The 24,278-nt window shown below is 71.3% G+C and carries 20 protein-coding genes; 11 read left to right on the top strand and 9 right to left on the bottom strand.

Annotated elements, in window-relative coordinates; genetic code table 11:
* Positions 1-7 precede the first annotated feature (7 nt).
* The gene (locus tag RH864_RS02385) at positions 8-208 is read right to left on the bottom strand and encodes a DUF3073 domain-containing protein (RefSeq protein WP_310515894.1); all 201 of its coding nucleotides are present in this window, start codon (positions 206-208) and stop codon (positions 8-10) included.
* 152 nt (positions 209-360) lie between these two features.
* Here RH864_RS02385 and RH864_RS02380 point away from each other — a divergent pair, with 152 nt between their 5' ends.
* Entirely contained in the window at positions 361-1,536 is a 1,176-nt protein-coding gene (locus RH864_RS02380; protein ID WP_449224125.1) for an NAD(P)-binding domain-containing protein, read from the top strand.
* A 12-nt stretch (positions 1,537-1,548) separates the two neighbouring features.
* On the opposite strand, the gene RH864_RS02375 is transcribed toward RH864_RS02380, so the two are convergent.
* Both RH864_RS02375 and RH864_RS02370 read right to left on the bottom strand, forming a co-directional pair.
* A complete protein-coding gene (locus RH864_RS02375) occupies positions 1,549-2,433 on the bottom strand; it encodes an EamA family transporter (protein ID WP_310515892.1) in 885 nt (294 codons plus the stop codon).
* A 9-nt stretch (positions 2,434-2,442) separates the two neighbouring features.
* The gene (locus tag RH864_RS02370) at positions 2,443-4,644 is read right to left on the bottom strand and encodes an APC family permease (protein ID WP_396129935.1); all 2,202 of its coding nucleotides are present in this window, start codon (positions 4,642-4,644) and stop codon (positions 2,443-2,445) included.
* 103 nt (positions 4,645-4,747) lie between these two features.
* Between RH864_RS02370 and RH864_RS02365 the strand changes: the two genes are divergently transcribed.
* The 3 genes from RH864_RS02365 (at position 4,748) to RH864_RS02355 (ending at position 6,413) form a co-directional block, all read left to right on the top strand.
* Positions 4,748-5,362 (top strand): copper resistance CopC family protein, encoded by a 615-nt coding sequence (locus RH864_RS02365; protein ID WP_310515891.1) that lies wholly within the window; start codon positions 4,748-4,750, stop codon positions 5,360-5,362.
* On the top strand, positions 5,359-5,736 hold the full coding sequence (locus tag RH864_RS02360; RefSeq protein ID WP_310515890.1) for a hypothetical protein: 378 nt from the start codon (positions 5,359-5,361) through the stop codon (positions 5,734-5,736). Before RH864_RS02365 ends, RH864_RS02360 begins: the two co-directional genes overlap by 4 nt.
* Positions 5,737-5,957: 221 nt before the next feature.
* The gene (locus RH864_RS02355) at positions 5,958-6,413 is read left to right on the top strand and encodes a hypothetical protein (RefSeq protein WP_310515889.1); all 456 of its coding nucleotides are present in this window, start codon (positions 5,958-5,960) and stop codon (positions 6,411-6,413) included.
* A 135-nt stretch (positions 6,414-6,548) separates the two neighbouring features.
* Here the strand turns inward: RH864_RS02355 and RH864_RS02350 are convergent, their stop codons facing one another.
* From RH864_RS02350 to RH864_RS02340, 3 genes are all read right to left on the bottom strand, one after another.
* Positions 6,549-7,055, bottom strand: a complete 507-nt coding sequence (locus RH864_RS02350; protein ID WP_310515888.1) for a GNAT family N-acetyltransferase — start codon at positions 7,053-7,055, stop codon at positions 6,549-6,551.
* 116 nt (positions 7,056-7,171) lie between these two features.
* A complete protein-coding gene (locus RH864_RS02345; RefSeq protein ID WP_310515887.1) occupies positions 7,172-7,831 on the bottom strand; it encodes a PadR family transcriptional regulator in 660 nt (219 codons plus the stop codon).
* Positions 7,828-8,682, bottom strand: coding sequence for a DUF4097 family beta strand repeat-containing protein (locus tag RH864_RS02340; RefSeq protein WP_310515886.1), 855 nt, complete (start codon positions 8,680-8,682; stop codon positions 7,828-7,830). Before RH864_RS02340 ends, RH864_RS02345 begins: the two co-directional genes overlap by 4 nt.
* Positions 8,683-8,897: 215 nt before the next feature.
* On the opposite strand from RH864_RS02340, the gene RH864_RS02335 reads away from it, so the two are divergent.
* Entirely contained in the window at positions 8,898-9,650 is a 753-nt protein-coding gene (locus RH864_RS02335) for a MerR family transcriptional regulator (protein ID WP_310515885.1), read from the top strand.
* 102 nt (positions 9,651-9,752) lie between these two features.
* Here RH864_RS02335 and yczE read toward each other — a convergent pair whose 3' ends face one another.
* Entirely contained in the window at positions 9,753-10,469 is a 717-nt protein-coding gene (yczE, locus tag RH864_RS02330; protein WP_310515884.1) for a membrane protein YczE, read from the bottom strand.
* Positions 10,470-10,532: 63 nt separating this feature from the next.
* On the opposite strand from yczE, the gene yczR reads away from it, so the two are divergent.
* The 4 genes from yczR to RH864_RS02310 all read left to right on the top strand — a co-directional run bounded on the left by yczR (position 10,533) and on the right by RH864_RS02310 (position 16,734).
* Entirely contained in the window at positions 10,533-11,990 is a 1,458-nt protein-coding gene (gene yczR, locus RH864_RS02325) for a MocR-like transcription factor YczR (RefSeq protein WP_310515883.1), read from the top strand.
* A gap of 302 nt (positions 11,991-12,292) precedes the next feature.
* The gene (locus tag RH864_RS02320) at positions 12,293-15,991 is read left to right on the top strand and encodes a choice-of-anchor I family protein (protein WP_310515882.1); all 3,699 of its coding nucleotides are present in this window, start codon (positions 12,293-12,295) and stop codon (positions 15,989-15,991) included.
* Positions 15,992-16,171: 180 nt separating this feature from the next.
* Positions 16,172-16,369: a type II toxin-antitoxin system VapB family antitoxin gene (locus RH864_RS02315; RefSeq protein WP_310515881.1), complete on the top strand. Its 198-nt coding sequence runs from the start codon at positions 16,172-16,174 to the stop codon at positions 16,367-16,369.
* Positions 16,366-16,734, top strand: coding sequence for a type II toxin-antitoxin system VapC family toxin (locus RH864_RS02310; RefSeq protein ID WP_310515880.1), 369 nt, complete (start codon positions 16,366-16,368; stop codon positions 16,732-16,734). Before RH864_RS02315 ends, RH864_RS02310 begins: the two co-directional genes overlap by 4 nt.
* 73 nt (positions 16,735-16,807) lie before the next feature.
* On the opposite strand, the gene RH864_RS02305 is transcribed toward RH864_RS02310, so the two are convergent.
* On the bottom strand, positions 16,808-18,637 hold the full coding sequence (locus tag RH864_RS02305; protein ID WP_310515879.1) for a chaplin family protein: 1,830 nt from the start codon (positions 18,635-18,637) through the stop codon (positions 16,808-16,810).
* 99 nt (positions 18,638-18,736) lie between these two features.
* Positions 18,737-20,020, bottom strand: a complete 1,284-nt coding sequence (locus RH864_RS02300) for a hypothetical protein (RefSeq protein ID WP_310515878.1) — start codon at positions 20,018-20,020, stop codon at positions 18,737-18,739.
* A 139-nt stretch (positions 20,021-20,159) separates the two neighbouring features.
* Between RH864_RS02300 and RH864_RS02295 the strand changes: the two genes are divergently transcribed.
* Positions 20,160-23,318 (top strand): efflux RND transporter permease subunit, encoded by a 3,159-nt coding sequence (locus tag RH864_RS02295; RefSeq protein WP_310515877.1) that lies wholly within the window; start codon positions 20,160-20,162, stop codon positions 23,316-23,318.
* A gap of 186 nt (positions 23,319-23,504) precedes the next feature.
* Positions 23,505-24,260: a GntR family transcriptional regulator gene (locus RH864_RS02290; protein WP_310515876.1), complete on the top strand. Its 756-nt coding sequence runs from the start codon at positions 23,505-23,507 to the stop codon at positions 24,258-24,260.
* Positions 24,261-24,278: the final 18 nt, after the last annotated feature.

Below are 24,278 nucleotides of genomic sequence, written 5' to 3'. Positions count from 1 at the left end.
TCGCGGGTCAGCGCTGAGCGGAGCCGTCGCCGGGGACGTAGCTCTCGTCGTCGGCGTACTCCGCCCACTTCGAGGCCTCGTCCTCGTACTGGTCGTGCTGCGAGTTGGTGAGCTCGCGCTCGAGCGCACTGTAGTCGGTGTCGGGGCTGAAGTACTTCAGCTCCCGAGCGACCTTGGTGTGCTTGGCTTTCTGACGGCCGCGCCCCATGCGTGACCCCCTTACGACGTCTGGCCGGGTGGAATGCGTCTCACCCGGCTCACTCTGATGATGAACACGCTTGCCCACCAGTTTAGCACCGCTGATTGGTCTCCCCTCCTGTGGTTCGGAGCGCAGACATGCTGAGATGGAGTGTGCATCCCGTGCCCGAGCGAGTGAAGGTGGCGGTGGTCGGCGCCGGTCAGGCCGGGCTCTCCGTCGCGTACTATCTGCGACGATTCGAACTCGTCGCCGACGAGGACTTCACCATGCTCGACCGCGCACCCGGCCCCGGCGGTGCGTGGCAGCACCGGTGGTCGTCGCTGCGGCTCGGCACGGCGCACCGCGTGAACGATCTGCCGGGAATGGCCGACCTCGGGCTGAGCTTCGACGACGCCGATCGCCAGCTGCCGGCGCGCGAGGTCGTCGCCGACTATTACGGGCGCTTCGAGGAGCACTACGACCTCCGCGTGCACCGGCCCGTGCAGGTCCGGCGGGTCGAGAATGCCGGAGCCGACCTGAGGATCGACTACGAGGACCTCAGCGCCCCCGTGGCCGAGGAGACGCCGGTCGAAGCGCCCAAGGCGCGCGGGTTCTTCGGCCGCCGCCGGAAGACCTTCCACGAGGTCAGGCAGCCCGTCATGCCGCGGCACACGCTGCACGCCCAGTTCCTGGTCAACGCGACCGGCACCTGGGGGTCCCCGTTCGTTCCGTTCTATCCGGGCATGAGCGACTTCCGCGGCCGGCATCTGCACACGACCGACTTCGTCGACGCCGAGGAGTTCCGCGACCGGAACGTCGTGGTCGTCGGCGGCGGCACGTCCGCGATCGGGTTCATGCTCGAGCTCGAGGGCGTCGCCGCGCAGCTCACCTGGGTGGCCCGGCGGCCTATCGACTGGCTCGACCGCCAGGAGCTCGACCTCGAGGGTGCGTCCGCCGCGGTCGCCGTGCAAGACGAGGCCGCACGCGCGGGCCGCGCACTGCCGTCGATCGTGAGCGGAACCGGCGTGCCGAAGAGCCGCCGCATCGCGTCAGCCATCGAGCGAGGGCATCTCACCGCGCGCCCGATGTTCGACCACATCGAGGCGGACCGCGTCGTGTGGTCGGACGGCGATTCGGCCCCCGCCGACGCCATCATCTGGGCGACGGGCTTCCGGCCCGAGCTGCGGCATCTCTCGCCGCTGCGTCTGCGCGAGAAGGCCGGCGGCGTGACGGTCGGACAGGGCGCGACGTGGGGCGACCCGCGCGTGTTCCTCGCGGGCTACGGCCCGCAGGCGTCGACGATCGGCGCGAACCGTGCCGGCCGCATGATCGCGCGCCAGATCATGGCCATGCTGTAGCGGCCCTCACGGCTACGGCGCAGGCTCAGCGGGTGCCCCGCCGCGCGGCGCGCTGCGCACCGCACCGATCGAGGCGGCCACCACGAGCCCGACCGCGATCGCCCCGACCCAGGTGAAGGTCTGCCCGAGGAACACCAGCCCCGCGAGCGTCGCGATCGCCGGCGCGAGCGCGAGCAGCACCGCGAACGTCGACGCGTGCAGCCGGCGCAGCGCGATGAGCTCGAGCGCGTAGGGGATGGCGGAGCTGAGCAGGGCGACGGCCGCGCCGAGCAGGAGCAGGTCGGGTCGTACGAGTGCCGAGCCCGAGGTCGCGATGCCGAACGGGAGGATCATCACCCCGCCGATCGCCATGGCGATCGCGAGCCCGTCGAGGCGCGCGAACTCGGCGCCGGTGCGTGCGGAGAGCAGGATGTAGAGCATCCAGCCCACCCCGGCGCCCGCGGCGAGCAGGATGCCGAGCGGGTCGAGGTGCCCGAAGCTGCCCTGGCCGAGGAGCACGACGCCGACGGCGGCGAGCCCGGCCCACAGCCAGGCCGACGCGCGACGACTCGCGATGACCGAGAGCACGAGCGGCCCGAGCACCTCGATGGTCACGGCGGCCCCGAGCGGGATGCGGTCGAGCGAGAGGTAGAAGAGGCCGTTCATGATCGCGAGCACCGCGCCGAACGCGACCACGGTCGCCCAGGCGCGGGTCGACCGGCCGCGCCAGCTGGGTCGCGCGATCGCGAGCAGGATGAGCGCCGAGAAGACGAGCCGGAACGTCACCATGCCGAGCGGGCCCGCGCTGGGGAACAGCAGCACGGCCAGCGCGGCCCCGGCCTCCTGGGCGATCAGCCCGAGCACGACGAGCGCGGTGGCGCCGACCGGGCCGCCGGCGAGCTGGGGGAGGCGGGTCACCGACTGAGCTTACCCGCCCGCCCGGATCCGCTTCGGCGTCGCGCCTTCGAGCGGCCGCCGCGGCACCGGCCGTGCCGGCCGCACCGGCTCGCCGCGCCGGTCCTGCCCGGGCAGCGGGCGCGAGCGCCGCCCGTAGAGCAGGTCGGAGGAGTCGAGCAGCCACGGCACGAGCGCGACGGTCACGCCGTGCACGAGCATGAGCTTCTGCCGGATGCGACGGGCCTTGTGGTTGTGCAGCAGGTTCTCCCACCAGTGGCCCACGATGAACTGCGGCATGTACACGGTCACGACCTGCGGGCCGTACTCCTGGCGCCGCTCCTTGATGTAGTGCACGAGCGGGTAGCTCAGGTCGCGGTAGGGCGATGACAGGATGCGCAGCTTCACGTGGATGTTCTGCTTCACCCAGTCGCGCTTCAGCCGCTTGGTCTGCGCCTCGTCGAGCGAGACGTGCACCGCCTCGAGCGAATCGTGCCGGGCGGCGATCGCGTAGTCGAGCGCCTTGAGGGTCGGCTTCTGCATCCGGCCGACGAGCACGATCGCGTGGTCGCCGCTCGCGCCGAACGTCGTGGTCGGGTCGGGTTCGATCTCCTTCTCGACGTCGCGGTAGTACCGGTGCACGCCCAGCATGAGCAGGAACAGGATGGGCATCAGCACGAACACGATCCAGGCGCCGTGCGTGAACTTCGTGATCGTGACGACGATGAGCACGACCGCGGTCATCACCGCGCCGAGCGCGTTGATCACGAGCGCACGCATCATGGCTGGCCGGGTCAGCGGGCGCACATCGGATGGCACGGGCGAGTGATGCTGCGCCGGTTTGGCCTTCGTCGATGGCCGTTTCGTCGACGGATGCTTCGTCGACGACGGATGCCTCGACGAGCCCCGATGGCCCGCCCGGCCGAGTTCACGCAACCAGTGCCGCACCATGCCGGTCTGCCCGAGCGTGAACGAGACGAACACCCCGATGATGTACAGCTGGATGAGCACCGTCAGATTCGCCTGGAACACGACGAGGATGAGGCTGGCCGCGAGCGCCAGGATGATCACGCCGTTGGAGTAGATGAGCCGGTCGCCGCGCGTCGAGAGCGACTTCGGCGCGTAGCCGTCGCGTGCCAGCACCGACCCGAGCAACGGGAAGCCGTTGAACGCCGTGTTCGCCGCGAGCAGGAGGACGAGCGCGGTCGCGGCCTGGATGACGTAGAAGAGCACCGTGGCGTCGCCGAACGTGGCGGCCGCGACCTGGGCGATCAGGCTCCGTTGCGGCTCGGTCGCGCAGTCGGTCCAGCCGATGAGGTGGCACGGCACCTCGGCGTAGTGCACGCCCGAGATGAGCGCGACCGCGGTGAGGCCGGCGAACAGCACGATCGCGATCCCGCCCATGGCGACGAGCGTGCGCTGGGCGTTGCCGATCTTCGGCCGGCGGAACGCGGGCACGCCGTTCGAGATCGCCTCCACGCCCGTCAGGGCGGAGCATCCGCTCGCGAAGCTGCGCAGCAGCAACAGGACGACCGCGGCCTGCGTGAGCGACTCGGCCTGCACCTCGTAGCCGGCCGACTCGGCGACCGGAGGGTCGCCGAAGACGGTGCGGACGAGCCCGACGACGACCATCAGGAACACGCTGCCGATGAAGAGGTAGGTCGGCACCGCGAACGCGCGTGAGGACTCGCTCACGCCGCGCAGGTTGATCGCGGCCAGGATGAGCACGAAGGCCACCGCGAGCCCGACCCGCCACGGGTTCAGCTCGGGGATGGCGGAGATGATGTTGTCGACGCCCGACGCGACCGAGACGACCACGGTCATGACGTAGTCGACCAGCAGCGCCGACGCGACCACGAGCCCCGGCTTCTCGCCGAGGTTGCGGTGCGCGACCTCGTAGTCGCCGCCACCCGACGGGTAGGCGCGGATGAGCTGCCGGTAGCTCGCGACCACGGTCACCAGCAGCACGACGACCGCGAGCGCGACCCACGGCGCGAACGACAGGAACGCGAGCCCGCCGACGAGCAGGATCATCAACAGCTCTTGTGGGGCGTACGCCACCGACGACAGCGGGTCGCTCGCGAAGATCGGCAACGCGAGGCGCTTCGGGAGGAGCTGGCCCTCGAGCTTCTCGGTGGGGAGCGGATCGCCGATGATCCAGTGCTTCGCCGACTTGAGCTCGGCGGGCGGGGCGGCTGGAGGTGTGTCCTCCTCATGTATCACGGCGGATGACATTACACCTGCCGCACCCAGTGTCAAGTGGTCGGGGGTTGCTAGCATGGCGGCGGCCGCGGGCGCTGCCCGCGGGAGGCATCCGCCGGCGACGACAGGACCATACATGACCACGCTCACCCGCCCCCGACGCGTTCGTTCGACCCGCGCGATCGCCGCTGCCGCGGCGCTCTTCGGGGCGATGGCGCTCGCCGTCGCGGGCGCTGCCGCGCCCGCGATCGCGCATGACGAGCTGCTCGGCTCGTCGCCTGAGCCCGGTGCGGTGCTCGAGACCGCGCCCGAGGCCGTCGAGCTGACGTTCTCGAACGACGTGATCGAGGTCGGCACGGTCATCGAGGTCGTCGATCACCACGGCGAGGCGATCGATGTGGGCGCGACCGAGGTGCTCGGTCCGGAGGTCTCGGCGACGCTGCCGTCCGACCTGTCGGGCGAGTACCAGGTGCGGTGGCGGGTCGTCTCGTCCGACGGGCACCCCATCGAGGGAACGATCGACTTCGGCGTGGGCGCCGGAGCGACCGGGGTCTGGGAGTCGGAGCCGCCGCACGACGACGCGGCGGCCGACGACGACTCCGACACGGCTGCGACGACCGGCGGCGAGTCCGGCCCCGATGGCTGGGCGATCGCCGCGTTCGTCGTGGGCGGCATCGTGATCCTCGGCCTGGTGATCGTGCTCATCGTGCGCACCACGCGGCGGCGGCCGCCGGGTGCCGACGCGCCGTGACCGGCGCGGCGGACCGTGCCCCGTACGGCCTCGACCCGTCGACGTGGGTCGCGGTGACCCGTGACGATCGCGAGGTCGTGGGCTACCTGCAGCCGACCGCACCCGACTTCGCCGCGGTGATCCCGCGGAACCGGCTCGGGCACGCCGTCGGCGGCCCGCAGGAGTACGTCGAGGCCGAAGAGCTGCTCATCGACCGCGGCATCGGCGAGCTCGCCGAGCACTGGCGGCTCGACGGGGGAGGGCAGGCGCTCGCGATCTCCGAGCTCTCGGCGAACGGCATCGTGCTGCGCGACGCGCTGCTCTCGAAGGCGCTCGTCCACGGCGAGGCCGTCATCGTCGACTGGCCCGACCTCGCGGGGCGCCTGACGCGCTGAGCCGGCGGGCGCGCGATTCTGTCGAGAACGGCCAGGGCACGAGCATTCCGAAACCGTCAGTGTATTGCCATATTAGTTTTTGAATGTTTGGCTCTCGGTCATCGCTCGGATCCTTCAGCGGAGGCGCACGACCGCGTCGCCTGGAACTGGGTGGCTCAGACCTTCAAAATCGAGAGATCCACTGATACGATCAGGAATATTAGTACACAAAGGAGATTGCCATGACTATCCCCCTTCGCCCCCGTTCTCGAGGCCGAATCGCGGTTGTCGCGGCGGCCAGCCTGGTTGCCCTAGGTGCGTTCGCGGGTGCCCCGGCGCACGCCCAATCGGTTGAGACTGGCAATCAGGCCTACTGGATCGGCGGTGCCGTGCTGCTCAATGACGAGACGACGGCCTACCTCGCCGTGCTCTACACGTGCGCGGCAGAGACCGAGGCCGTGGTGACCGTGAAGCTGGTCCAGGACGATGCTCGACAAGGGAAAGCGAGTGTCACCGTGCCCTGCACCGGAAAGCCCCGTCACGTGAACGTCCGGGTTTCAGCTGCCGGCGCACCATGGCAGTACGGGTACTCGACGGCGTACGCGGACATCACCGGGAACGTCCTCGACGCGAGCGTCCCGCACCGTATTGCGATGGCGGAGGCCATCCACGACTATCCGGATGAGCAAGGTCGCTGAGTCGTACTGACCGCGTTAACGAAACCTACGGTCGAGTCGGCACCGCGCCCTTCACGCACATCCGCGTGAAGGGCGCGGTACTGTCCGGGGTTGCTGACGGTGGGTACGCCTCGTGCGGAGTGATCCGTGGCGTCGTCACGCACCCGATCGCCGGAACACCCACACGTTCGACGTGGCCCGGGTGCCCTTCGGGTGTTCGAACTCCTCCTCGCCCTCGAGAGTGAAGCCCGCCTTGCGGCAGATGGCGTTCGATGCGGTGTTCGCGACCCGCGGGTAGGCGTAGACCGGGAGGCCGGGTTCGCGGCGGGCGGCGTCGGCGAGGGCAAGAAGTAGGGCGGCGGTCGCGAGACCGCGGCCCTGGTAGTCGGTCTCCACGGCCCAGCCGGTCTCGAACGCGCGCTCGCCGTGGTGCTCGTGCCGCCAGTACCCGATCGTGCCGACGCCCTCGGGGTGGTCCGGCGTCACGATGCGGAACATCCACGCCGAGCCCTCGCGGCCTAGGCGCAGATACCGCTCGTGACGTGCGACGAGCTGCTCCTCGGTCTCGGGCCCGCCGAGATACGTCATCATCTCCGGCGCGTTCGCACGCCGCAGCGTCTCGAGGTCATCGTCGGCCCACGGCCGGAGGGCGACATCGCTCATGTTCCCAGTGAAGCATCCGCCACCCGCGCCCCGCGCGCCCCGCGCGCCCTGGGTCGAGTGATACAGGAACGACCCGAACGCAGCCGCATCTCGGCCACGGTCGAGACGGATCGGTATCACTCGCGAGGGAGGCCGAGCTCGGCGAGCACGTCGGCGCGAACCTGCGCGAGCTGCGTGCGCAGCCGGTCGACCGTGTCCGGCGAGACACGCGCGCGATGCGCCTGCGTGCGCAGGTCGGTGCGCAACTGTTGCCGGAACTCGTTGATCACCAGGTCCGCCTCGTGCACGGCTCGGTTCGAGTCCACGTGCAGGTTCGTCGTGCCGCCACCCGAGCCGCTCGCCGACCCGCCAGATCCACTCGACCCGCTCGCCGACCGTGCGGCGCGCTTCGCCTCCCGCGCGGCGCTTGCGAGCTCGGCGCGCAGCGTGCGCATGGCGTCGTTGACCTCGGCGCGCACGCCGTCGGCGAGGCGGCGGACCGAGTCGGTCACCTCGTCCTCGATGGCGTCGAGCTCGGGTCGTCGCGCCTCGAGCTCGGCGCGGCCGGCCTCGGTGATCGCGTACACGGTCTTGCGGCCGTCGGCCTGCTTGGAGACGAGCCCCTCCTCCTCGAGCTTCGCGAGGCGCGGGTAGATCGTGCCGGCGCTCGGCGAGTACGTGCCGCCGAACCGCTCGGAGAGCGCCTGGATCAGCTCGTACCCGTGTCGCGGGCGCTCGTCGAGCAGCGCGAGCAGATACAGGCGCAGGCTGCCATGGGAGAAGACCGGCGGCGTCATTCGGATGCTCCTTCGCCCGCGCCGCCCGAGGCCTCCGCGCGACCGGCGCTCGCGCGGTGCATGACCGAGATGTTGCCGGTGACGCTGTTGGCGCTGAGGTCGAGCCACTCGCCCGCGAGCTCGCCGACGGTGCGCTCGAACCCCTTGCCGAGCACGCCGCGGAACTGCGAGTCGTCGATGAGCAACGTCCCGCTCACCGAGTTCACGCGGTAGCGCGCGCCCGAACCGAGGTCGCAGCGCACGGTGAGGTCGCCAGAGATCGTGTTCGCGTCGACCTTCGCGGGGGTGCCCTTGGCGTCGAGGATCATGTTGCCCGACACGGTCTTCGCCGTGAACGCCGACACCTCGCCGGACGCGATCACGTCGCCAGACACGGAGTTCGCCCTGACGCGGCCGACATGATTGCCCGCCGAGAGCTCGCCCGAGACGCTCGACAGCTCGACGTCGCCGCGGTGGTTGTCGACGACGAGGTCGCCCGACACGGTGCTGAAGCGGGCGTCGCCGTCGAACCCGGAGACGAGCGCCTCGCCGGTCACGACCCCGAGCTTCAGGGCGGCGCTGCGCGGCGCGAGGATCGAGACATCCGCCTTCGCGTGGCCGCGGAAGTTGGCGAAGACCTCGAGGAAGTTGTCCCAGCGCAACTGGGGGTGGTCGATCTCGAGGCGGTCGCCGTCGATGGAGACCGCGAGGTCCTTGCCGCTCACGTTCGAGATCTCGACGCGCGCGCCGGGCTCGTCGTGCGCGATGACATCGACCTTGCCGCCGACGAGGCTCACCTTGAGGGTGCGGACGAGTTCGAGGTCGATCACCCGGCTCTCGCCGGGTGCGATGCTCCACTGTTCCATGGTCATGGTGATGCGCTCCTTCGTTCGCGCGATCGGGCCGAACCCGTCGGAAATCGCGCTATATCGCGTATGAACGAAGTCACGATATAACGCGTTTCGGCGGGCGGCAAGGGTTCAGCGCGAGATTCCGGATGCCTCGGGGTTGACCTTGACGTAACGTCAACCTCTACCGTGGCATCCGAACGATACACGCCGAACAGACCGAACCGGAAGGAGGCGACATGGACTGGTCGATCCAGGAGGTCGCGAGGCTGGCGGGCACGACGAGCCGCACGCTGCGTCACTACGACGATCTCGGCCTGCTCGCCCCGACCCGGGTCGGGACCAACGGATACCGCTACTACGACCAGGCCGCACTCGTGCGGCTGCAGCGCATCCTGCTGCTGCGCGACCTCGGTCTCGGGCTGCCCGTCATCGCGGACGTGATCGCGGGTGAGGCGTCCGAGTCCCGGGCGCTCACCGGCCACCTGGCGTCGCTCAGGCAGGAACAGGACCGGCTGGCGCGACAGATCGCGTCGGTCGAACGCACCATCGACGCCGTGGAAGGAGGTGATCAGATCATGGCAAGCGACATGTTCGACGGGTTCGACCACACCCGGTACAAGGAGGAGGTCGAACAGCGTTGGGGCAAGGATGCGTACGAGCGGAGCGACCGCTGGTGGCGCGGCATGAGCGATGAGGAGCGCACGGCCTGGAAGGCCCGAGTCGAGGAGCTGGGCCGCGACTGGGTCTCGGCCGCGACCTCGGGCGCGACGCCCGACGGGGACGAGGCGCAGGCGCTCGCGAAGCGCCACGTCGAGTGGCTGACGAGTGTGCCCGGCACGCCCGCGCACGGCGGCGACGCGAAGGCGTACGTCATCGGGCTCGGCGAGATGTACGTCGCGGACCCGCGCTTCGGCGCGAACTACGGCGGCACGCAGGGTGCCGAGTTCGTGCGCGACGCGCTCCGCGTCTACGCGGAAGCGAACCTCTAACCCCTCGTTGGTCGAGTAGCGAAGCGTATCGAGACCCGGCGCCGGGTCTCGATACGCTCGCTGGAGCGTAGCTCACTCGACCAGCGGGCCTCGCCGCCGGAGCTAGTTGGCGGGGGAGTCGTCGGGGATGAGCGGTGGCTCGGGGCGGCTGGGTTCCGGCACGGCAGGGTCGAGGCGAGGCCTGGCTGCGGGCGAGCCATCCGCCCGCCTGATCGCGAAGAGCGGGATCGCCCACCCGCAGAGCGGCCCGATCGTGAGCGCGAACAGGAGTGTCCCGATGCCGACGTTGCCGCCGAGCAGCCAGCCGATCGCGAGGACGATGACCTCGATGCCCGTGCGCACGATCCAGATGCGCCAGCCCGTCACGCGGTGCAGGCCCGTCATGAGCCCGTCGCGCGGGCCCGGCCCGAAGTGCGCCCCGATGTACAGCCCGGTCGCGATCGCGAGCACGACGATGCCGCCGGGCAGCAGGAGCATGCGCACCCAGAGGTCGAGGCCCTCGGGGATGAGCCACAGGCCGACGTCGGCCGCCGGGCCGACGAGCACGGCGTTCATGAGCGTGCCGAACCCGGGCCGCTGCCGGATCGGGATCCAGAGGAGCAGCACCACGCCAGACGTGAGGATCGTGATGAGCCCGAAGTTCAGGCCGGTCTGCTTCACGATGCCCTGCGTGAGCACGTCCCACGGCGCGACGCCGAGCTCGCCACGCACGATCATGGCGATCCCCATGCCGTAGAGGAACAGCCCGACGAACAGCTGGACGAGGCGTCGGGTGAGCACGGGACCGGAATCGCGGAACGAGGCGGGGACGTGGAGCATGAGGGATATCCAATTCCACAATTGGCCTTCACGCAAGTAGCCAATCCGCCTAAAGTGGCTCGCATGACGGATGCCTCGATCAGCGCCCGCGCACTCGACACGCTGCTCGGGGACTGGCGGGCCGGCGCTGCCGGCGGCACCGTCTACCGGGCGCTCGCCGAACGCGTGCGCCTGCTCGTGCTCGACGGTCGCATCCCCGTCGGCACTCGGCTGCCGGCCGAGCGCGACCTCGCCGAGCGTCTCAGGCTCAGTCGCACGACCGTCACCGCGGCATACCGTGCCCTGCGCGAGCAGGGCCTGCTGCACAGCGTGCGCGGATCGGGGTCGGTGGCCCGGCTGCCCGGCGCGCCCGCCATCCTGCCCGCACCTCCCGCGACCGACTACGTCGATTTCTCGAAGGCGTCGCCGCCCGCGCTGCCCTGGCTCGCCGACGTCGCGCGCGAGGCGGCCGACGACCTGCCCCGGCACCTCGGCGACGCCGGCTTCGACCCGATCGGCATCCCCGAGCTCCGCGAGGCGATCGCGGCCCGGTACACGCAGCGCGGGCTGCCCACGACGCCCGACGAGATCATGGTCACGATCGGTGCGCAGCACGCCATCGCGCTGCTCTCGCGTGCCCTCGTCGGCCGTGGTGACCGGGCGGTCATCGAGGCGCCCACTTATCCGCACGCGTACGAGGCGCTCAGGGTCGCCGGCGCACGCCTCGTGCCCGTGCCCGTCGTGCCGCACGGCGCGGACGTCGGCGAGCTCGGCGACACCTCCGACGAGGGCGACGAGCTCGTGCAGGCGCTCCGCCACGCGAACCCCGTGGCCGCCTACCTCATGCCCGACTTCCAGAACCCGACCGGGCGCAGCCTCGACGAGCGCACACGGGAGCGCGTGCTCGAGGCGGCCGCGCGACAGGGCACGGTCGTCATCGCCGACGAGACCATCGCCGAGCTCGACATCGACCGTCGCCGCCCTCTGCTGCCGCTCGCCGCCTACGGGCCGGCGGTCATGATCGGCTCCGTCGGCAAGACGGTCTGGGGCGGCGTGCGCGTCGGCTGGATCCGCGCCGACCGGCCGCTCATCCGTCGGCTGCTCGCGGTGCGCGCGCCCGGCGACCTCGGCACGCCCATCCTCGAACAGCTCATCGTCGCGCGCCTGCTCGACCGGATGGACGACGTGCTCGCGCTGCGCCGCGACCAGCTTCGTGCCGGTCGCGACCACCTCGAGGCGCGGCTCGCCGAGCAGTTCCCCGACTGGCAGGTCCCGCACGTCGACGGCGGCATCGTCACCTGGGTGAACCTCGGCGCGCCCGTGAGCTCGCAGCTCGCGCTCGCCGCCCGAGGCCAGGGCCTGATCGTCGCCGCGGGGCCGCGGTTCGGCATCGACGGCGCCTTCGAACGGTTCCTCCGGCTCCCGTTCTGCTCCGACGCGGCGACGACCGACGCCGCGATCGCGGCGCTCGCGCGCGCCTGGCAGGCGTTGCCGGCCGCGCCCGCCCCCGACCCCGCGCTGCCCCTCGCCGAGGTCGTCTGAATCCGTTGGTCGTGGAGCGCGCGACGGGTCTCGATACGCGTGCTCGTTCCTCGCGCGCTACTCGACCAACGGAAGTGGCGACGCCCCCGTTGGTCGAGTAGCGCCGACACGAAGTGGCGACGCGTATCGAGACCCGATGACGCGAGAGCGGGCGCGAGTACATTCGCGACCCCGCGCGATTGAGCCCGGGCGTGCTCGCGCCATCCGACCGGCGCCTCGAGTTCACCTGACGGACATCCGACGGATGTCTCGGGTCGCCAGGGTGGGGACGATCCCCGACCACTACCGACCGAAGGTGACCCATGCTGCCCTCCCGGCCCTTCTTCCGGCGCGCCGCGGTCCCGCTCGTGCTGAGCGCGGCCCTCGCTGCCGGATGTCTCGCCACGGCGCCCGCCGCAGCCCTGACCGGCCCCATCCGCACCGCGACCGCGCCGATCGCGGACGCCCCCGAGGTCTCGGCCGAGGGCGCAGCGCTCTCGCTGAGGACGGTGGGCACCTACGAGAGCGGGATCTTCGACAGATCCGCCGCCGAGATCGTCGCCTACTACGGCGAACGGCTCTACGTCGTCAACGCGCTGGCGGGGCTCATCGACGTGCTCGACGTGAGCGACCCGGCGGTTCCCGTGAGGGTGGGTGAGCTCGCCGGCGACGGCGTCGCGAACTCGCTTGCGGTGCGCGCCGACGGCCTCGGTGTCGTCGCGCTCGAGGACCGCGAGGACAAGACCGCTCCCGGCCGGCTCATGTTCTTCGACGCGACCGCGGCGTCGCCCGTCTCGCTCGGCACCGTCGTCGTCGGCTCACTGCCCGACATGGTGGCCATCTCGGCTGACGGTACGCGCGCGGTCGTCGCCAACGAGGGCGAGCCGGCGGGCGACTTCTCGAGCGACCCCGAGGGCTCCGTCGGCATCGTCGAACTGCCCTCGACCGTCGCGGCGCCCGAGCAGAGCGCGGTCCGCACGGCGGACTTCCACGAGTTCGAGGAGGGTGGCTCGAAGACGCTGCACCCCGACGTGCGCGTGTTCGGCCCGACGCCCGAGGCCGACCTCCCGGTCTCGCGGAACCTCGAGCCCGAGTACGTCACGATCGACGGCGACGTCGCCTACGCGGCGCTGCAGGAGGCGAACGCGATCGCGGTCGTCGACCTCGTGGACGCGACCGTGACCGACATCCTCCCGCTCGGCTTCGTCGACCACTCGGCCGAGGGTCACGGCATCGACGCGTCGGACCGCGACGGCGGCTTCGACATCCGGACCTTCCCGGGCCTCAAGGGCATGTACCTGCCCGACGGCATGCAGTCGTACCAGGCCGGCGGCGAGACCTACCTGGTCACCGCGAACGAGGGTGACGCCCGCGAATGGGGCGAGTACGTCGAGCCCGCGCGCGTGAAGGACCTCGGCGACGACGACCTCGCGCCGGTCTGCGCGACCAGCCCGGCCGCCGGTCTCCTCGGCGACGCCGACCTCGGCCGGCTGAACGTGTCGACGGCCATGGGCCTCTCGGCCGACGGCAGCTGCTACGAGGAGCTCTACTCCTTCGGATCCCGCTCGTTCTCCATCTGGGGCACGGACGGCTCGCTGGTCTTCGACTCGGGCGAGGCGTTCGAGCGCATCACCCACGAGGCCGCACCCGAGTTCTTCAACTCGAACCACAGCGAGTCGAACTTCGAGGGCCGCAGCGACGACAAGGGACCCGAGCCCGAGAATCTCGCGATCGGCGAGGTCGACGGCCGCACCTACGCGTTCATCGGCTTCGAGCGGGTCGGCGGCATCGCCGTGTTCGACATCACGACCCCCACCGAGTCGGCGTTCGTCACCTACCTCAACTACCGCGACTTCGACGTCTCGGTCGAGGATGACGGCGAGGCGCAGCTCTCGGCCGCGGGCGACCTCGGCCCGGAGGGCATCACGTTCATCCCGGCGGCGACGAGCCCGACCGGCGAGCCCATGCTCGCGGTCGGCAACGAGGTCTCCGGAACGACGACGATCCTCGCGGTCGACGTCGCGACGCCCGAGACGGTGCAGCTGCTCTCGATCAACGACTTCCACGGTCGTCTCGAGCAGGACCTCGGCGGCGGCCTGCCCGGTGCGGCCGTGCTCGCCGGCGCGGTCGACCAGCTGCGCGACGAGAACCGGCACACGGTGTTCGCCTCGGCGGGCGACAACATCGGCGCCTCGACCTTCACGTCGTTCTCGCAGGAGGACCAGCCCACGATCGACGCGCTCATGGCGATGGGCCTCGACGTGAGCTCGGTCGGCAACCACGAGTTCGACCAGGGCTACCGCGACCTCATCGACCGGGTCATTCCGGCCTATGGCGACGCGGGCCTCGCGCTGGGTGCGAACGTCTACCTGAAGGGCACCGACACCCCGGCCCTCGATGAGTTCAAGATCGTCGAGACCGGCGGCGTGAAGATCGGGTACATCGGCGTCGTGACCGAGCAGACCGACTCGCTCGTCGCCCCCGACGGCATCGCCGAGATCGAGTTCGGTTCGCAGCTCGAGGCCGTGAACCGGGTCGCCGCGCAGCTGCGTGACGGTGACGCCCAGAACGGCGAGGCCGACGTGGTCGTGCTGCTCGCGCACGACGGCTCGGAGGAGACCTCGTGCGACGTCATCGCGAACGAGGACTCGGTGTACGGGGAGCTCGTGCGCGAGGCATCCGCCGACATCGACGCCATCTTCTCGGGCCACACGCACAAGAACGTCGCGTGCGAGTTCCCGGTCGACGGCGCCGCGTTCGACCGCCCCGTGGTGTCGGCCGGCGAGTACGCCAAGCACGTGGCCCGCATCCAGCTGGCGATCGACCCCGAGACCAAGCGCGCGACCGCGGCGACGGTCGACACGCTGCCGCTGCTCGTCGACGGCGTCGCCCAGTACCCGGCCGACGCCGGGGTGCAGGCGATCGTCGACGCGGCGGTCGCCGCGGCCGACGTGGTCGGTGCGGTCGAGATCGGCTCGATCACGGGTGACATCCTCCGTGGCGGCGAGCCCGCCGGTGCGGACCGCGGCGTGGAGTCCTCGCTCGGCAACCTGGTCGCCGACCAGCAGCTCTGGGCGACCTCGAGCGCGAACGACGCGTTCGCCGGCACGCCGTCGCAGATCGCCTTCATGAACCCGGGCGGCCTCCGCGCCGACCTGCTCTACGGCGAGGACGGCACCGTCACCTACAAGGACGTCGCGAGCACGCAGCCGTTCGGCAACACGCTGTTCCAGATGGACCTGACCGGCGCGCAGATCGAGCAGGCGCTCGAAGAGCAGTGGCAGCCCGACGGCTCGAGCCGGCCGAAGCTGCACCTGGGGGTCTCCGAGGGCTTCGGCTACGTCTACGAGCCCGACGCCGCGCGCGGCGAGCACATCGTGTCCATGTCGCTCCAGGGCGAGGAGATCGAGGCGTCCGACGTGTTCCGCGTGACGGTCAACTCCTTCCTCGCGCCGGGCGGCGACAACTTCGGCGCGTTCGCGGAGGGCACGAACCGCGCCGACAGCGGCCAGATCGACCTGGTGGCCGCGGTGTCGTACTTCGAGGAGTTCGTCACGGTCGCGCCGGCTCCGCTCGGCCGCGCGGTGGTCGCGCGCACGGACTGGGCGGATGTCTCGCTCAGCAGCTCGACGGTGCGGCAGGGCGGCTCGTTCGAGGTGTCGGTGACCGGGCTCGAGCCGGGGCAGCAGATCTCGGCGACGCTGTTCAGCGAGCCGCTCGTGATCGAGGGCATCCCGGTCGCGAGCGCTGAGGGCGCCACGTCGTTCACGGTCCGGGTGCCCGCCGACTTCGTGGTCGGGGCGCACACGCTGATCGTCGAGTCGGCGGGCCACGAGCCGATCGCGGCCGCGGTGACCGTGACCGCGGCAGCCGGCGGCGGTGGCGCTGGCGGTGGGGCCGGCTCGGGTCTTGCGTCGACGGGTGCCGACGTGCTGCCCGGCCTCGTGCTCGCCGCGCTGCTCGCAGCGGCCGGCGCGCTGTTCGTGATCCGCCGTCGTCGGGGTGCCGCGACGAACGACTGATCGCTCGGCGCGTGCCGCGTGCCGCGACTGAAGTCGGGAAGTGGGTTGGAGTGCCGCCTGGGCGGCATTCCGACCCACTTTTCGCCTTCCATCGCGTAACTGCAGGAGCCTGGCGTTCCCACTGGACACCGAGGTATGCTGAGATCCGCATCAATTGATGCGGCTTCTGATCGGAACCTCATGCGAACGACCATCACCATCGACGACGCGCTGGTCGAGCGCGCGGTGGAGCTGACCGGTGTCGCGGAGCGGTCGGCCTTGCTGCGCGCGGGTCTCGAGACCTTGATCCGCGTTGAGGCGGGAAGGCGGCTGGCGGCGCTGGGCGGGTCTGATCCTGAGGCGACTGCGGCGCCGCGGCGTCGCGGTTCTGCTGCATGATCCTGGTCGATACGTCAGTATGGATCGACCATTTCCGTGCCGCCGATTCCGCACTGAACACGGCGTTGGAGCACGACGAGGTCGGGACTCATCCGTTCGTGATCGAGGAGCTCGCGCTCGGATCGATCGCGCAGCGCGACACCGTGCTGGACCTGCTCGGTGACCTTCGGAGTTTCCCCGTACTCCGTCATGGAGAGGCGCTCCTCCTGGTCGATCGACGCAGGCTCTGGGGTCGAGGGCTCAGCCCGACCGACGCGCATCTGATCGGGGCGGTGGCTCTGGTTCCAGGGGCGAGGCTGTGGACGCGAGACAAGCGCCTCGCGTCGGCGTGCGCGGACCTCCACGTGTCGGTCATCACCGACTGAGCTGGGCATGGCGGGGCGGCGGCCCGGACCGGGTGGTCCGGGTCGCCGCCACGCGAGCGGATGCCTCGCCCGCTCAGTTCCGCGCGGCGAAGCGCCGGAACCCGAAGAGCAGCAGGCCCGCGAGCAGCACGAGGCCGCCGGCGATGGCGAGCCCCGCGACATCCGCGCCGGTCGAGGCGAGCACGCCCGTCGAGGACGTGCCGGCCGCGATCACGGTGACGTCACCGGCGCCCGCGACCGAGGAACCCGGGGTCACCGAGCCGTCGTCACCGGGAGTCCCGGGAGTGGTCGGGTCGGTGGGGTCCGTCGGGTCCACCGGCGTGCCGGGGTCCGTCGGGTCGACCGGGTCGACCGGGTCCGTCGGGTCGGTCGGGTCGGTCGGGTCGACCGGGGTGCCGGGGTCGGTCGGCTCACCGGGGACGACGACCGTCGTCGGGCCATCCGTCTCGCTGTCGCCGATCACGCTGATCGCGTTGCCGCCGACCGTGATCGGCAGGGCGATGCCGGGGATGATCTGCGAACCGCCGAGCAGGCCGTCGGACCCGCCGGTGATCGCCTCGCCCGAGCCGCCGTTCCCGGGAACGACCACGGTCTCCGCATCGGTCGACGAGGTGTCGCCGACGACCGAGATCGCGTTGCCGCCGACCGTCACCGGCAGGCTGACCTCGGGCAGCAGCTGGCTGCCGCCGAGGATCGAGTCATCGCCGCCGGTCGAGGCGCCCTCGCCGCCGGCCGTGCCGGTGCCCGGCATGACCGCGTTGGCCGCGCTCTCGCTCGAGCTGTCGCCGATGACCGAGATGGCGTTGCCGCCCACGGTCACGGGGGCGACGGCGTCGGCGCCGACCTGGGTGCCGCCGAGGACGCCGTCCTCACCGCCGGTCGTCGCGCCGTCGCTGCCGGCCGTGCCGGTGCCCGGCATGACCGCGTTGGCCGCGCCCTCGCTCGAGCTGTCGCCGATGATGGAGACGGCGTTGCCGCCCACCGTCACGGGAGCGACGGCGTCGATCAGGCCCTGCGTGCCGCCGAGGATCGAGTCCTCACCGCTCGTCGCGGCGCCCTCGGTCGAGCCCGAGCCCGAGCCCGAGCCGCCGGCCGCGACCGCGTTGGCCGCGCCCTCGGTCGAGCTGTCGCCGATGACGGAGATCGCGTTGCCGCCCACGGTCACCGGGGCGACGGCGTCGGCGTCGGCCTGCGTGCCGCTCGCGACGCCCTCGGAACCCGAGGTCCAGGCGTCACCGCCGTACGGGGTGCTGATGTTCATCTCCTCGCCCCAGCGCCACGATCCCTCGTCGGTGCCGGTCGTGGTCCCGGTGGCACCGGATCCGGTCATCGCGCCGTCGGTCGAGCTGTCGCCGAGCACCGAGATGGCGTTGCCGCCGATGGTGACCGGCACGGCGACGTCGATGAGGCCCTGCGTGCCGCCGAGCAGCGAGTCGTCACCGCTCGTCGCGGGCGCCTCCGCCGGCGCTGCCGGAGCGGCCGGCGCCTCAGCCGCCGGCGCCTCGGCGGCCGGAGCCTGCTCGGTCGTGGCATCCGTCGTCGAGGTGTCGCCGAGCACGCTGATCGCGTTCCCGCCGATCGTCACCGGCACGGAGACGTCGATGACGGCCTGGCTGCCCGATCCGACGCCGTCGTCGCCCGAGGTGACGGGCGCGGCCGGGGCTTCCGCCGGCGCCGCCGCGGACGTCTCGGCCTCCGACGACGTGGCGTCGCCGAGCACCGAGATGCCGTTGCCGGAGAGGTTGATGGGCAGGTCGATCGAGATGCCGGCCTGGGTGCCGGAGAGCACCCCGTCCTCGCCCCCGGTCTCTGCGGCGTGTGCCACGCCGGCCCCGAGGAGTGTGATCCCCCCGGTCATGAGGGTCGCGTACAGCGCCCTCGTTGCGAACCGCTTGAGGTCCATGATGATCAGTCCTCCTGACTGAATTGGGTGAATGTGCCCGGCGACGCAGAGTGCGTCCGAGCCATGACCGTGTCCGCCTGCACGGCGGAACGGCCCCCGTCAGTCAGGGGTGGTGTCGGTCCCGAAGACCGGCGACGACGGCAGTGCATCGTCGACCGAGTTGAGCACGAGCGACGCGGACGCGCTGAGCGCGTCGGCGTCGAAGACGGCGTCGGATGCCGCGGCGGAACCGCCGGCGGCGCTTGCCGAACCGGCGGTGCCGGCCGCGCCGGGTGCGTTCACCGGTGCGGCGGGCGACGGCTCGGGTGCGCCCTGGTGGTCGCCCGATCCGTCGAGGACCGCGGTCGTTCCGGATGCCTCGAGCGCACCGCTCGTCGGCGCGCCGGCGGAGCGGTCTCGCGAGTCGAAGGCGGCGGCGGCCGCCGAAGCGAGCACGGATGCCTCGGCCGCGCGCACGGCCTCACCGGCGCCATCCGGGGTCACGGGCAGGCTCGGCAGCGCAGGCAGGCTCGGCGTCGGAAGCGCGGGCGCGCCGGGGCTGCCGGGCGCACCGCCGATGCCCGGCAGCAGCGGGATGCTGGGAACCGTCGGGAGGACGCCGTCCTCGGGAAGCGTGCCGACCGAGCCGACGACCGTGCCGAGCGTGTCGTCGAGCAGCCCGGCGACGGGGGTCACGATGCCGCCGATCAGATCGTCGCCGAGCAGGTCGCCGACGATGGGAAGCCCGCCGACGATGCCGTCGACCGAGCCGGTCACCGGGCCGGTGAGGCCGCCGACGAGACCGCTCGACGCGGTGTCCGAGAGTACGCCTGAGACGCCGCCGATGATCCCCGTCGTCACCCCGTCGACGCCGTCGAGCACGCCGTTCACGAGCCCGGTCGCGCCGTCGACGACGCCGGGGACGGCGCCCACGATCGTGCCCGCCGGAGCGGCCGGCGTCGCGGCCGGAGCGGCCGGAGCAGCAGGTGCCGCGGGCTGCGGTGCGGCGGGCGCAGGTGCCGGGGCCGGCGCGGGCGCAGGTGCGGTCGGCGCAGGTGCCGGGGCCGGCGCGGGCGCAGGTGCGGTCGGCGCAGGTGCCGGAGGCGGGACGGCCGCCGGCTCCGGCGACACGGCCTGGAGCACCGGCTCGACCACGGAATTGACCGGTTCGACCGCCGCGTCGACGAGTCCGCCGACCGCGTCACCGACCGCGCCGGTGGTGTCCGAGACGCCGCCGAGCACCGATCCGACGGCGCCGAGCAGGCCCGAACCGTCGCGGTCGTCGGCCGAGGCGCCCTGAGCGCCGGAGACGAGGCTGATCGTGAGCCAGCCCGCCGAGACGGCGGCGCCGAGGAGTGCATAGCGAAGGAACGGCCGACGCCGAGTGCGCGTCGCAGATGCCATTCCGATCACCCCCACATCTGTCTAGCACGCTAGGCCGGAGGATTTCCTCCGCAAAACCCCTTGTGGTTTCCTGAGCAAAAGTGCTAGCGCAAAGCGGGTATTCAGCTCCGCGTGACCTCCGGCTGATAGAACTCGAGTCATGCATCTGCTTGCCCGACTCAGCATGAAGAACCGCGCCCTGATCGCTCTCATCACGGTCGTCGTCGCGATCTTCGGCGGGATCTCGCTCACGAGCCTCAAGCAGGAGCTGGCCCCCTCGATCGAGTTCCCGCAGCTGGCGATCGTCACGAGCTATCCCGGCGCCTCGCCCGACGTCGTGAACGCCGACGTCTCGACGCCGATCGAGACGTCCATCCAGGGCATCACGGGACTCGAATCCACCTCGACGACGAGCTCGACCGGTCTCTCGAGAGTCACCGCGAGCTTCACGTACGGCACCGACCTCGCCTTCGCCGAACAGAAGCTGCTGTCGTCGGTGAACCGCATCTCCAGCCAGCTGCCCGACGACGTCGACCCCCAGGTCGTCGCGTTCAGCATCGACGACTTCCCGGTCATCTCGGTCGCGGTCACCGGTGCCGACGACCTCAGTGCGCTGTCCGACGAGATCACCCGCACGACCCTCGGCGAGATCAACGACCTCGACGGCGTGCGCGAGGCCACCCTCGTCGGCGACATCGGCCAGCGCGTGACGATCACGCCGAATCAGACCGAGCTCGCCGTCCGCGGCCTCACCCAGCAGGCGATCCGCGACGCGCTCCAGCAGAACGGCCTGCTCGTGCCGGCGGGCACGATCACCGAGGGAGACTCGACGTTCGCGGTGCAGAGCGGCACCCGGATCGGCAGCGTCGACGAGATCTCCGCACTGCCCGTGCTCGGCGGCTCCACTTCGGCCACCATCGCCGACGTGGCATCCGTCGACCTGACCGACAACCCGGTCAGCAGCATCTCGCGCGTCGATGGTGAGCCGGCGCTCACCATCTCGGTCACCAAGCTCCCGGCCGCGAACACGGTCGAGGTGTCGAACGCCGTGACCGCGCTGCTTCCCGATCTCGCGGCGTCGCTCGACACGACGAACCCGGGCGCGACGTTCACGGTCGTGTTCGACCAGGCCCCCTACATCGAGCAGTCCATCGAGGCGCTCGCGGTCGAGGGGGTGCTCGGGCTCGTGTTCGCGGTGCTCGTGATCCTCGTGTTCCTGCTGTCGGTGCGCGCGACGCTCGTGACCGCGATCTCGATCCCGACCTCGGTGCTGGTCACGTTCATCGGGCTGCAGGTCTCGGACTACACGCTCAACATCCTCACGCTCGGCGCGCTCACGATCTCGATCGGCCGTGTGGTGGACGACTCGATCGTCGTCATCGAGAACATCAAGCGGCACCTCGTGGCCGGCGCCGACAAGGCCTCGACCATCGTCCACGCCGTGCGCGAGGTCGCGGGCGCCATCACAGCGTCGACGATCACCTCGGTCGCGGTGTTCCTGCCGATCGCGCTCGTCGAAGGGGTCACGGGCGAGCTCTTCCGTCCGTTCTCGCTTACGGTCACGATCGCGCTGCTCGCGTCACTGATCGTGTCGCTCACGATCGTGCCGGTGCTCGCGTACTGGTTCCTGAAGCCCGCGAAGCGGGCCAAGCACAGCGAGTCGGATGCCGCGGCGGCGGCGTTCGTCGACGAGGCCGCGCCGGCCGGGCCGGTGAACACCGGCCCCGACGAGCTCGAGCACCCGTCGCGACTGCAGCGCGGCTACCTCCCGATCATCGGCTGGACGCTGAAGCACGGCGTCGCGACCCTCGTCGCCGCGGTGCTCGTGCTCGGCGGGACCATCGCGCTGACGCCGCTCATGAAGACGAACTTCCTGGGATCGTCGGGTCAGAACACGTTCCAGGTCACGCAGGAGCTGCCGGTCGGCACGAGCCTCGACGCGCTCGAGGCGGCCTCGCAACCCGTCGAGGAGGTGCTGCTCGGCACCGAGGGCATCGAGACGGTGCAGACCTCGATCGGGTCGGGGAGCGGACTCACCGCGGCATTCGGCGGGGGCGGGGCGACGGTGACCTACTCGGTGACCACCGACGAGGGCGCCGACCAGGACGCGCTGCAGGCCGACGTGCGCGAAGAGCTCGACGGCATCGACGATGCGGGCGAGATCACGCTCGCCGCGTCGAGCGGGTTCGGCGCGTCCAACGACATCGAGGTCGACATCACGGCGTCGAACGCCGAAGACCTGCGCGCCGCGACCGACGCGGTCGTCGCCGAGCTCGACGGCGTCGACTCGCTCGCGCAGGTGACCTCGAACCTGGAGGCCGGGCGTCCGTACATCGCGATCGAGATCGACCGCACCGCGGCCGCCGACGCCGGATACTCCGAGGTCGCGCTCGGCGGATTCGTCTCGGCCGCGATGCAGCCGCAGTCGGCCGGGTCGGTCGTCATCGACGAGAAGACGCTCACCATCTACCTCGCGAGCGAGGACCCGCCGACGAGCGTGGAGGCGCTGAGCGCGCTCGAGGTGCCGACCACGGCCGGTCTCGTGCGGCTCGACACCCTCGCGACCGTCGCGCAGGTCGACGGGCCCGCGACGGTCACCACCGTGCAGGGCCTCCGCAGCGCGACCGTTTCGGCCACGCCCTCGGGCGACGACCTCGGCACCGCGAGCGCCGCGGTCTCGGCCGCGGTGGAGTCGGTCGATCTGCCGGCGGGCACGTCCGCCTCGCTCGGCGGGGTCACGGCCGATCAGAACGAGTCGTTCGCCCAGCTCGGGCTGGCGCTGCTCGCGGCGATCCTCATCGTGTACATCGTGATGGTCGCGACGTTCCGCTCGCTGCTGCAGCCGCTGCTGCTGCTCGTGTCGGTGCCGTTCGCGGCGACCGGTGCGGTGCTGTTGCAGGTCGTCACGGGCATCCCGCTCGGCGTCGCCTCGCTCGTCGGCGTGCTCATGCTCGTCGGCATCGTCGTGACGAACGCGATCGTGCTCGTCGACCTCGTGAACCAGTACCGCGATCGAGGCATGAGCGTGCGCGACGCGCTCGTGCACGGGGCATCCCGTCGTCTGCGTCCGATCCTGATGACCGCGCTCGCGACGATCTTCGCGCTGCTGCCCATGGCGCTCGGAATCACGGGGCACGGCGGCTTCATCTCGCAGCCGCTCGCGCTCGTCGTGATCGGCGGGCTCGTGTCGTCGACCGCGCTGACGCTCGTGGTGCTGCCCGTGCTCTACGACCTGGTGGAGGGTGCGCGCGAGCGCCGCCGCGCGCGGCGCGCGGCGAGCGCCTCGCCCGACGAGACCCCGACGCTCGTCGACGTCTAGATCGGACGGCTCAGACCTTCGCCGAACGGTCGCGGATGGCGGGTGGCATCGCGCGACACCCGCCATCTGCGCCCGTTCGACTCGGTCGGCACGGCGCGCGGCGGTTCGGTCCGTTCACGGAGAGTTCACTCGCGCGTTCCTGAGGCTCAACCGGACACGCCTCCCGCGCTCCATAGGGTCGGGGGCATGTCAGTGACCACCGCACCCGTGTCGCAGCGCGTGCGCACCGCGCTCCGCGAACGCATCGAACGCGGCGAGTGGGCGGCGGGCATGCCGCTTCCGAGCGAAGCCGCCCTGTGCCGCGAGTTCGGCACGTCCCGCGGCCCGGTGCGACGGGCGCTCTCGGCGCTGCGCGCCGAGGGGTTCGTGGTCGGCGGGCGCGGTCGCGCACCGGTCGTCGGCAAGGTCGTGCCGGCGCAGTCGCTGGCGACGTTCCGTTCGTTCACCGAATGGGCGACCGAGGAGGGCAAGGCGCCCGGGACCCGCACGCTCACCCTCGAACGGCGGGCGTCGACCACGACGGTCGCCGGGCTGCTCGAACTCGACGAGGGCGCCGTCGTGGTCGATCTCGTGCGCGTGCGGCTGCTCGACGAGGTGCCGATCATGATCGAGCGGGCGTCGTTCGTGCCCGAGGTCGGCCGGCACCTGTTCGGGTTCGACGTCGATCACGGGTCGGTCTCGGCCGAGCTCGCGCGGCATGGGGCGCCGCTCATGAGCGCGAGCCACACGATCGACGCGGTCGCCGCGAACCGGCTGGACGCCGAGGCGCTCGGCATCCCGGCCGGCGCGCCGCTGCTGCGCGAGCGGCGCCTGTCGAAGGATGCCTCGGGCCGCCCCGTCGAGCACGCCGAGGCGCGGTACCGTTCGGAGTTCGCGACGTTCCGCATCGACAACCGTGCGAAGGACGACGCCGGCCCCATCGAGGTCCGCTCGGGCGCCTGACCCACACCCGCACGCTAT

Origin of the sequence: Agromyces aerolatus (assembly GCF_031432255.1) — a bacterium.
Classification (GTDB): Bacteria; Actinomycetota; Actinomycetes; order Actinomycetales; family Microbacteriaceae; genus Agromyces.
Note: the sequence above shows the minus strand (reverse complement) of the source record. Positions and strands in the feature narration are given on the sequence as shown.

What these genes read in the sequence shown, in the direction of transcription:
- RH864_RS02355 (WP_310515889.1), top strand. Translation starts at nt 5,958, where the DNA reads ATGACTATCCCCCTTCGCCCCCGTTCTCGAGGCCGAATCGCGGTTGTC.
- RH864_RS02295 (WP_310515877.1), top strand. Translation starts at nt 20,160, where the DNA reads ATGCATCTGCTTGCCCGACTCAGCATGAAGAACCGCGCCCTGATCGCT.
- RH864_RS02370 (WP_396129935.1), bottom strand. Translation starts at nt 4,644, where the DNA reads ATGTCATCCGCCGTGATACATGAGGAGGACACACCTCCAGCCGCCCCG.
- RH864_RS02300 (WP_310515878.1), bottom strand. Translation starts at nt 20,020, where the DNA reads ATGGCATCTGCGACGCGCACTCGGCGTCGGCCGTTCCTTCGCTATGCA.
- RH864_RS02385 (WP_310515894.1), bottom strand. Translation starts at nt 208, where the DNA reads ATGGGGCGCGGCCGTCAGAAAGCCAAGCACACCAAGGTCGCTCGGGAG.
- RH864_RS02320 (WP_310515882.1), top strand. Translation starts at nt 12,293, where the DNA reads ATGCTGCCCTCCCGGCCCTTCTTCCGGCGCGCCGCGGTCCCGCTCGTG.
- yczR (WP_310515883.1), top strand. Translation starts at nt 10,533, where the DNA reads ATGACGGATGCCTCGATCAGCGCCCGCGCACTCGACACGCTGCTCGGG.
- RH864_RS02340 (WP_310515886.1), bottom strand. Translation starts at nt 8,682, where the DNA reads ATGACCATGGAACAGTGGAGCATCGCACCCGGCGAGAGCCGGGTGATC.
- RH864_RS02365 (WP_310515891.1), top strand. Translation starts at nt 4,748, where the DNA reads ATGACCACGCTCACCCGCCCCCGACGCGTTCGTTCGACCCGCGCGATC.
- RH864_RS02310 (WP_310515880.1), top strand. Translation starts at nt 16,366, where the DNA reads ATGATCCTGGTCGATACGTCAGTATGGATCGACCATTTCCGTGCCGCC.
- RH864_RS02315 (WP_310515881.1), top strand. Translation starts at nt 16,172, where the DNA reads ATGCGAACGACCATCACCATCGACGACGCGCTGGTCGAGCGCGCGGTG.
- RH864_RS02335 (WP_310515885.1), top strand. Translation starts at nt 8,898, where the DNA reads ATGGACTGGTCGATCCAGGAGGTCGCGAGGCTGGCGGGCACGACGAGC.
- RH864_RS02350 (WP_310515888.1), bottom strand. Translation starts at nt 7,055, where the DNA reads ATGAGCGATGTCGCCCTCCGGCCGTGGGCCGACGATGACCTCGAGACG.
- RH864_RS02290 (WP_310515876.1), top strand. Translation starts at nt 23,505, where the DNA reads ATGTCAGTGACCACCGCACCCGTGTCGCAGCGCGTGCGCACCGCGCTC.
- RH864_RS02345 (WP_310515887.1), bottom strand. Translation starts at nt 7,831, where the DNA reads ATGACGCCGCCGGTCTTCTCCCATGGCAGCCTGCGCCTGTATCTGCTC.
- RH864_RS02305 (WP_310515879.1), bottom strand. Translation starts at nt 18,637, where the DNA reads ATGGACCTCAAGCGGTTCGCAACGAGGGCGCTGTACGCGACCCTCATG.
- yczE (WP_310515884.1), bottom strand. Translation starts at nt 10,469, where the DNA reads ATGCTCCACGTCCCCGCCTCGTTCCGCGATTCCGGTCCCGTGCTCACC.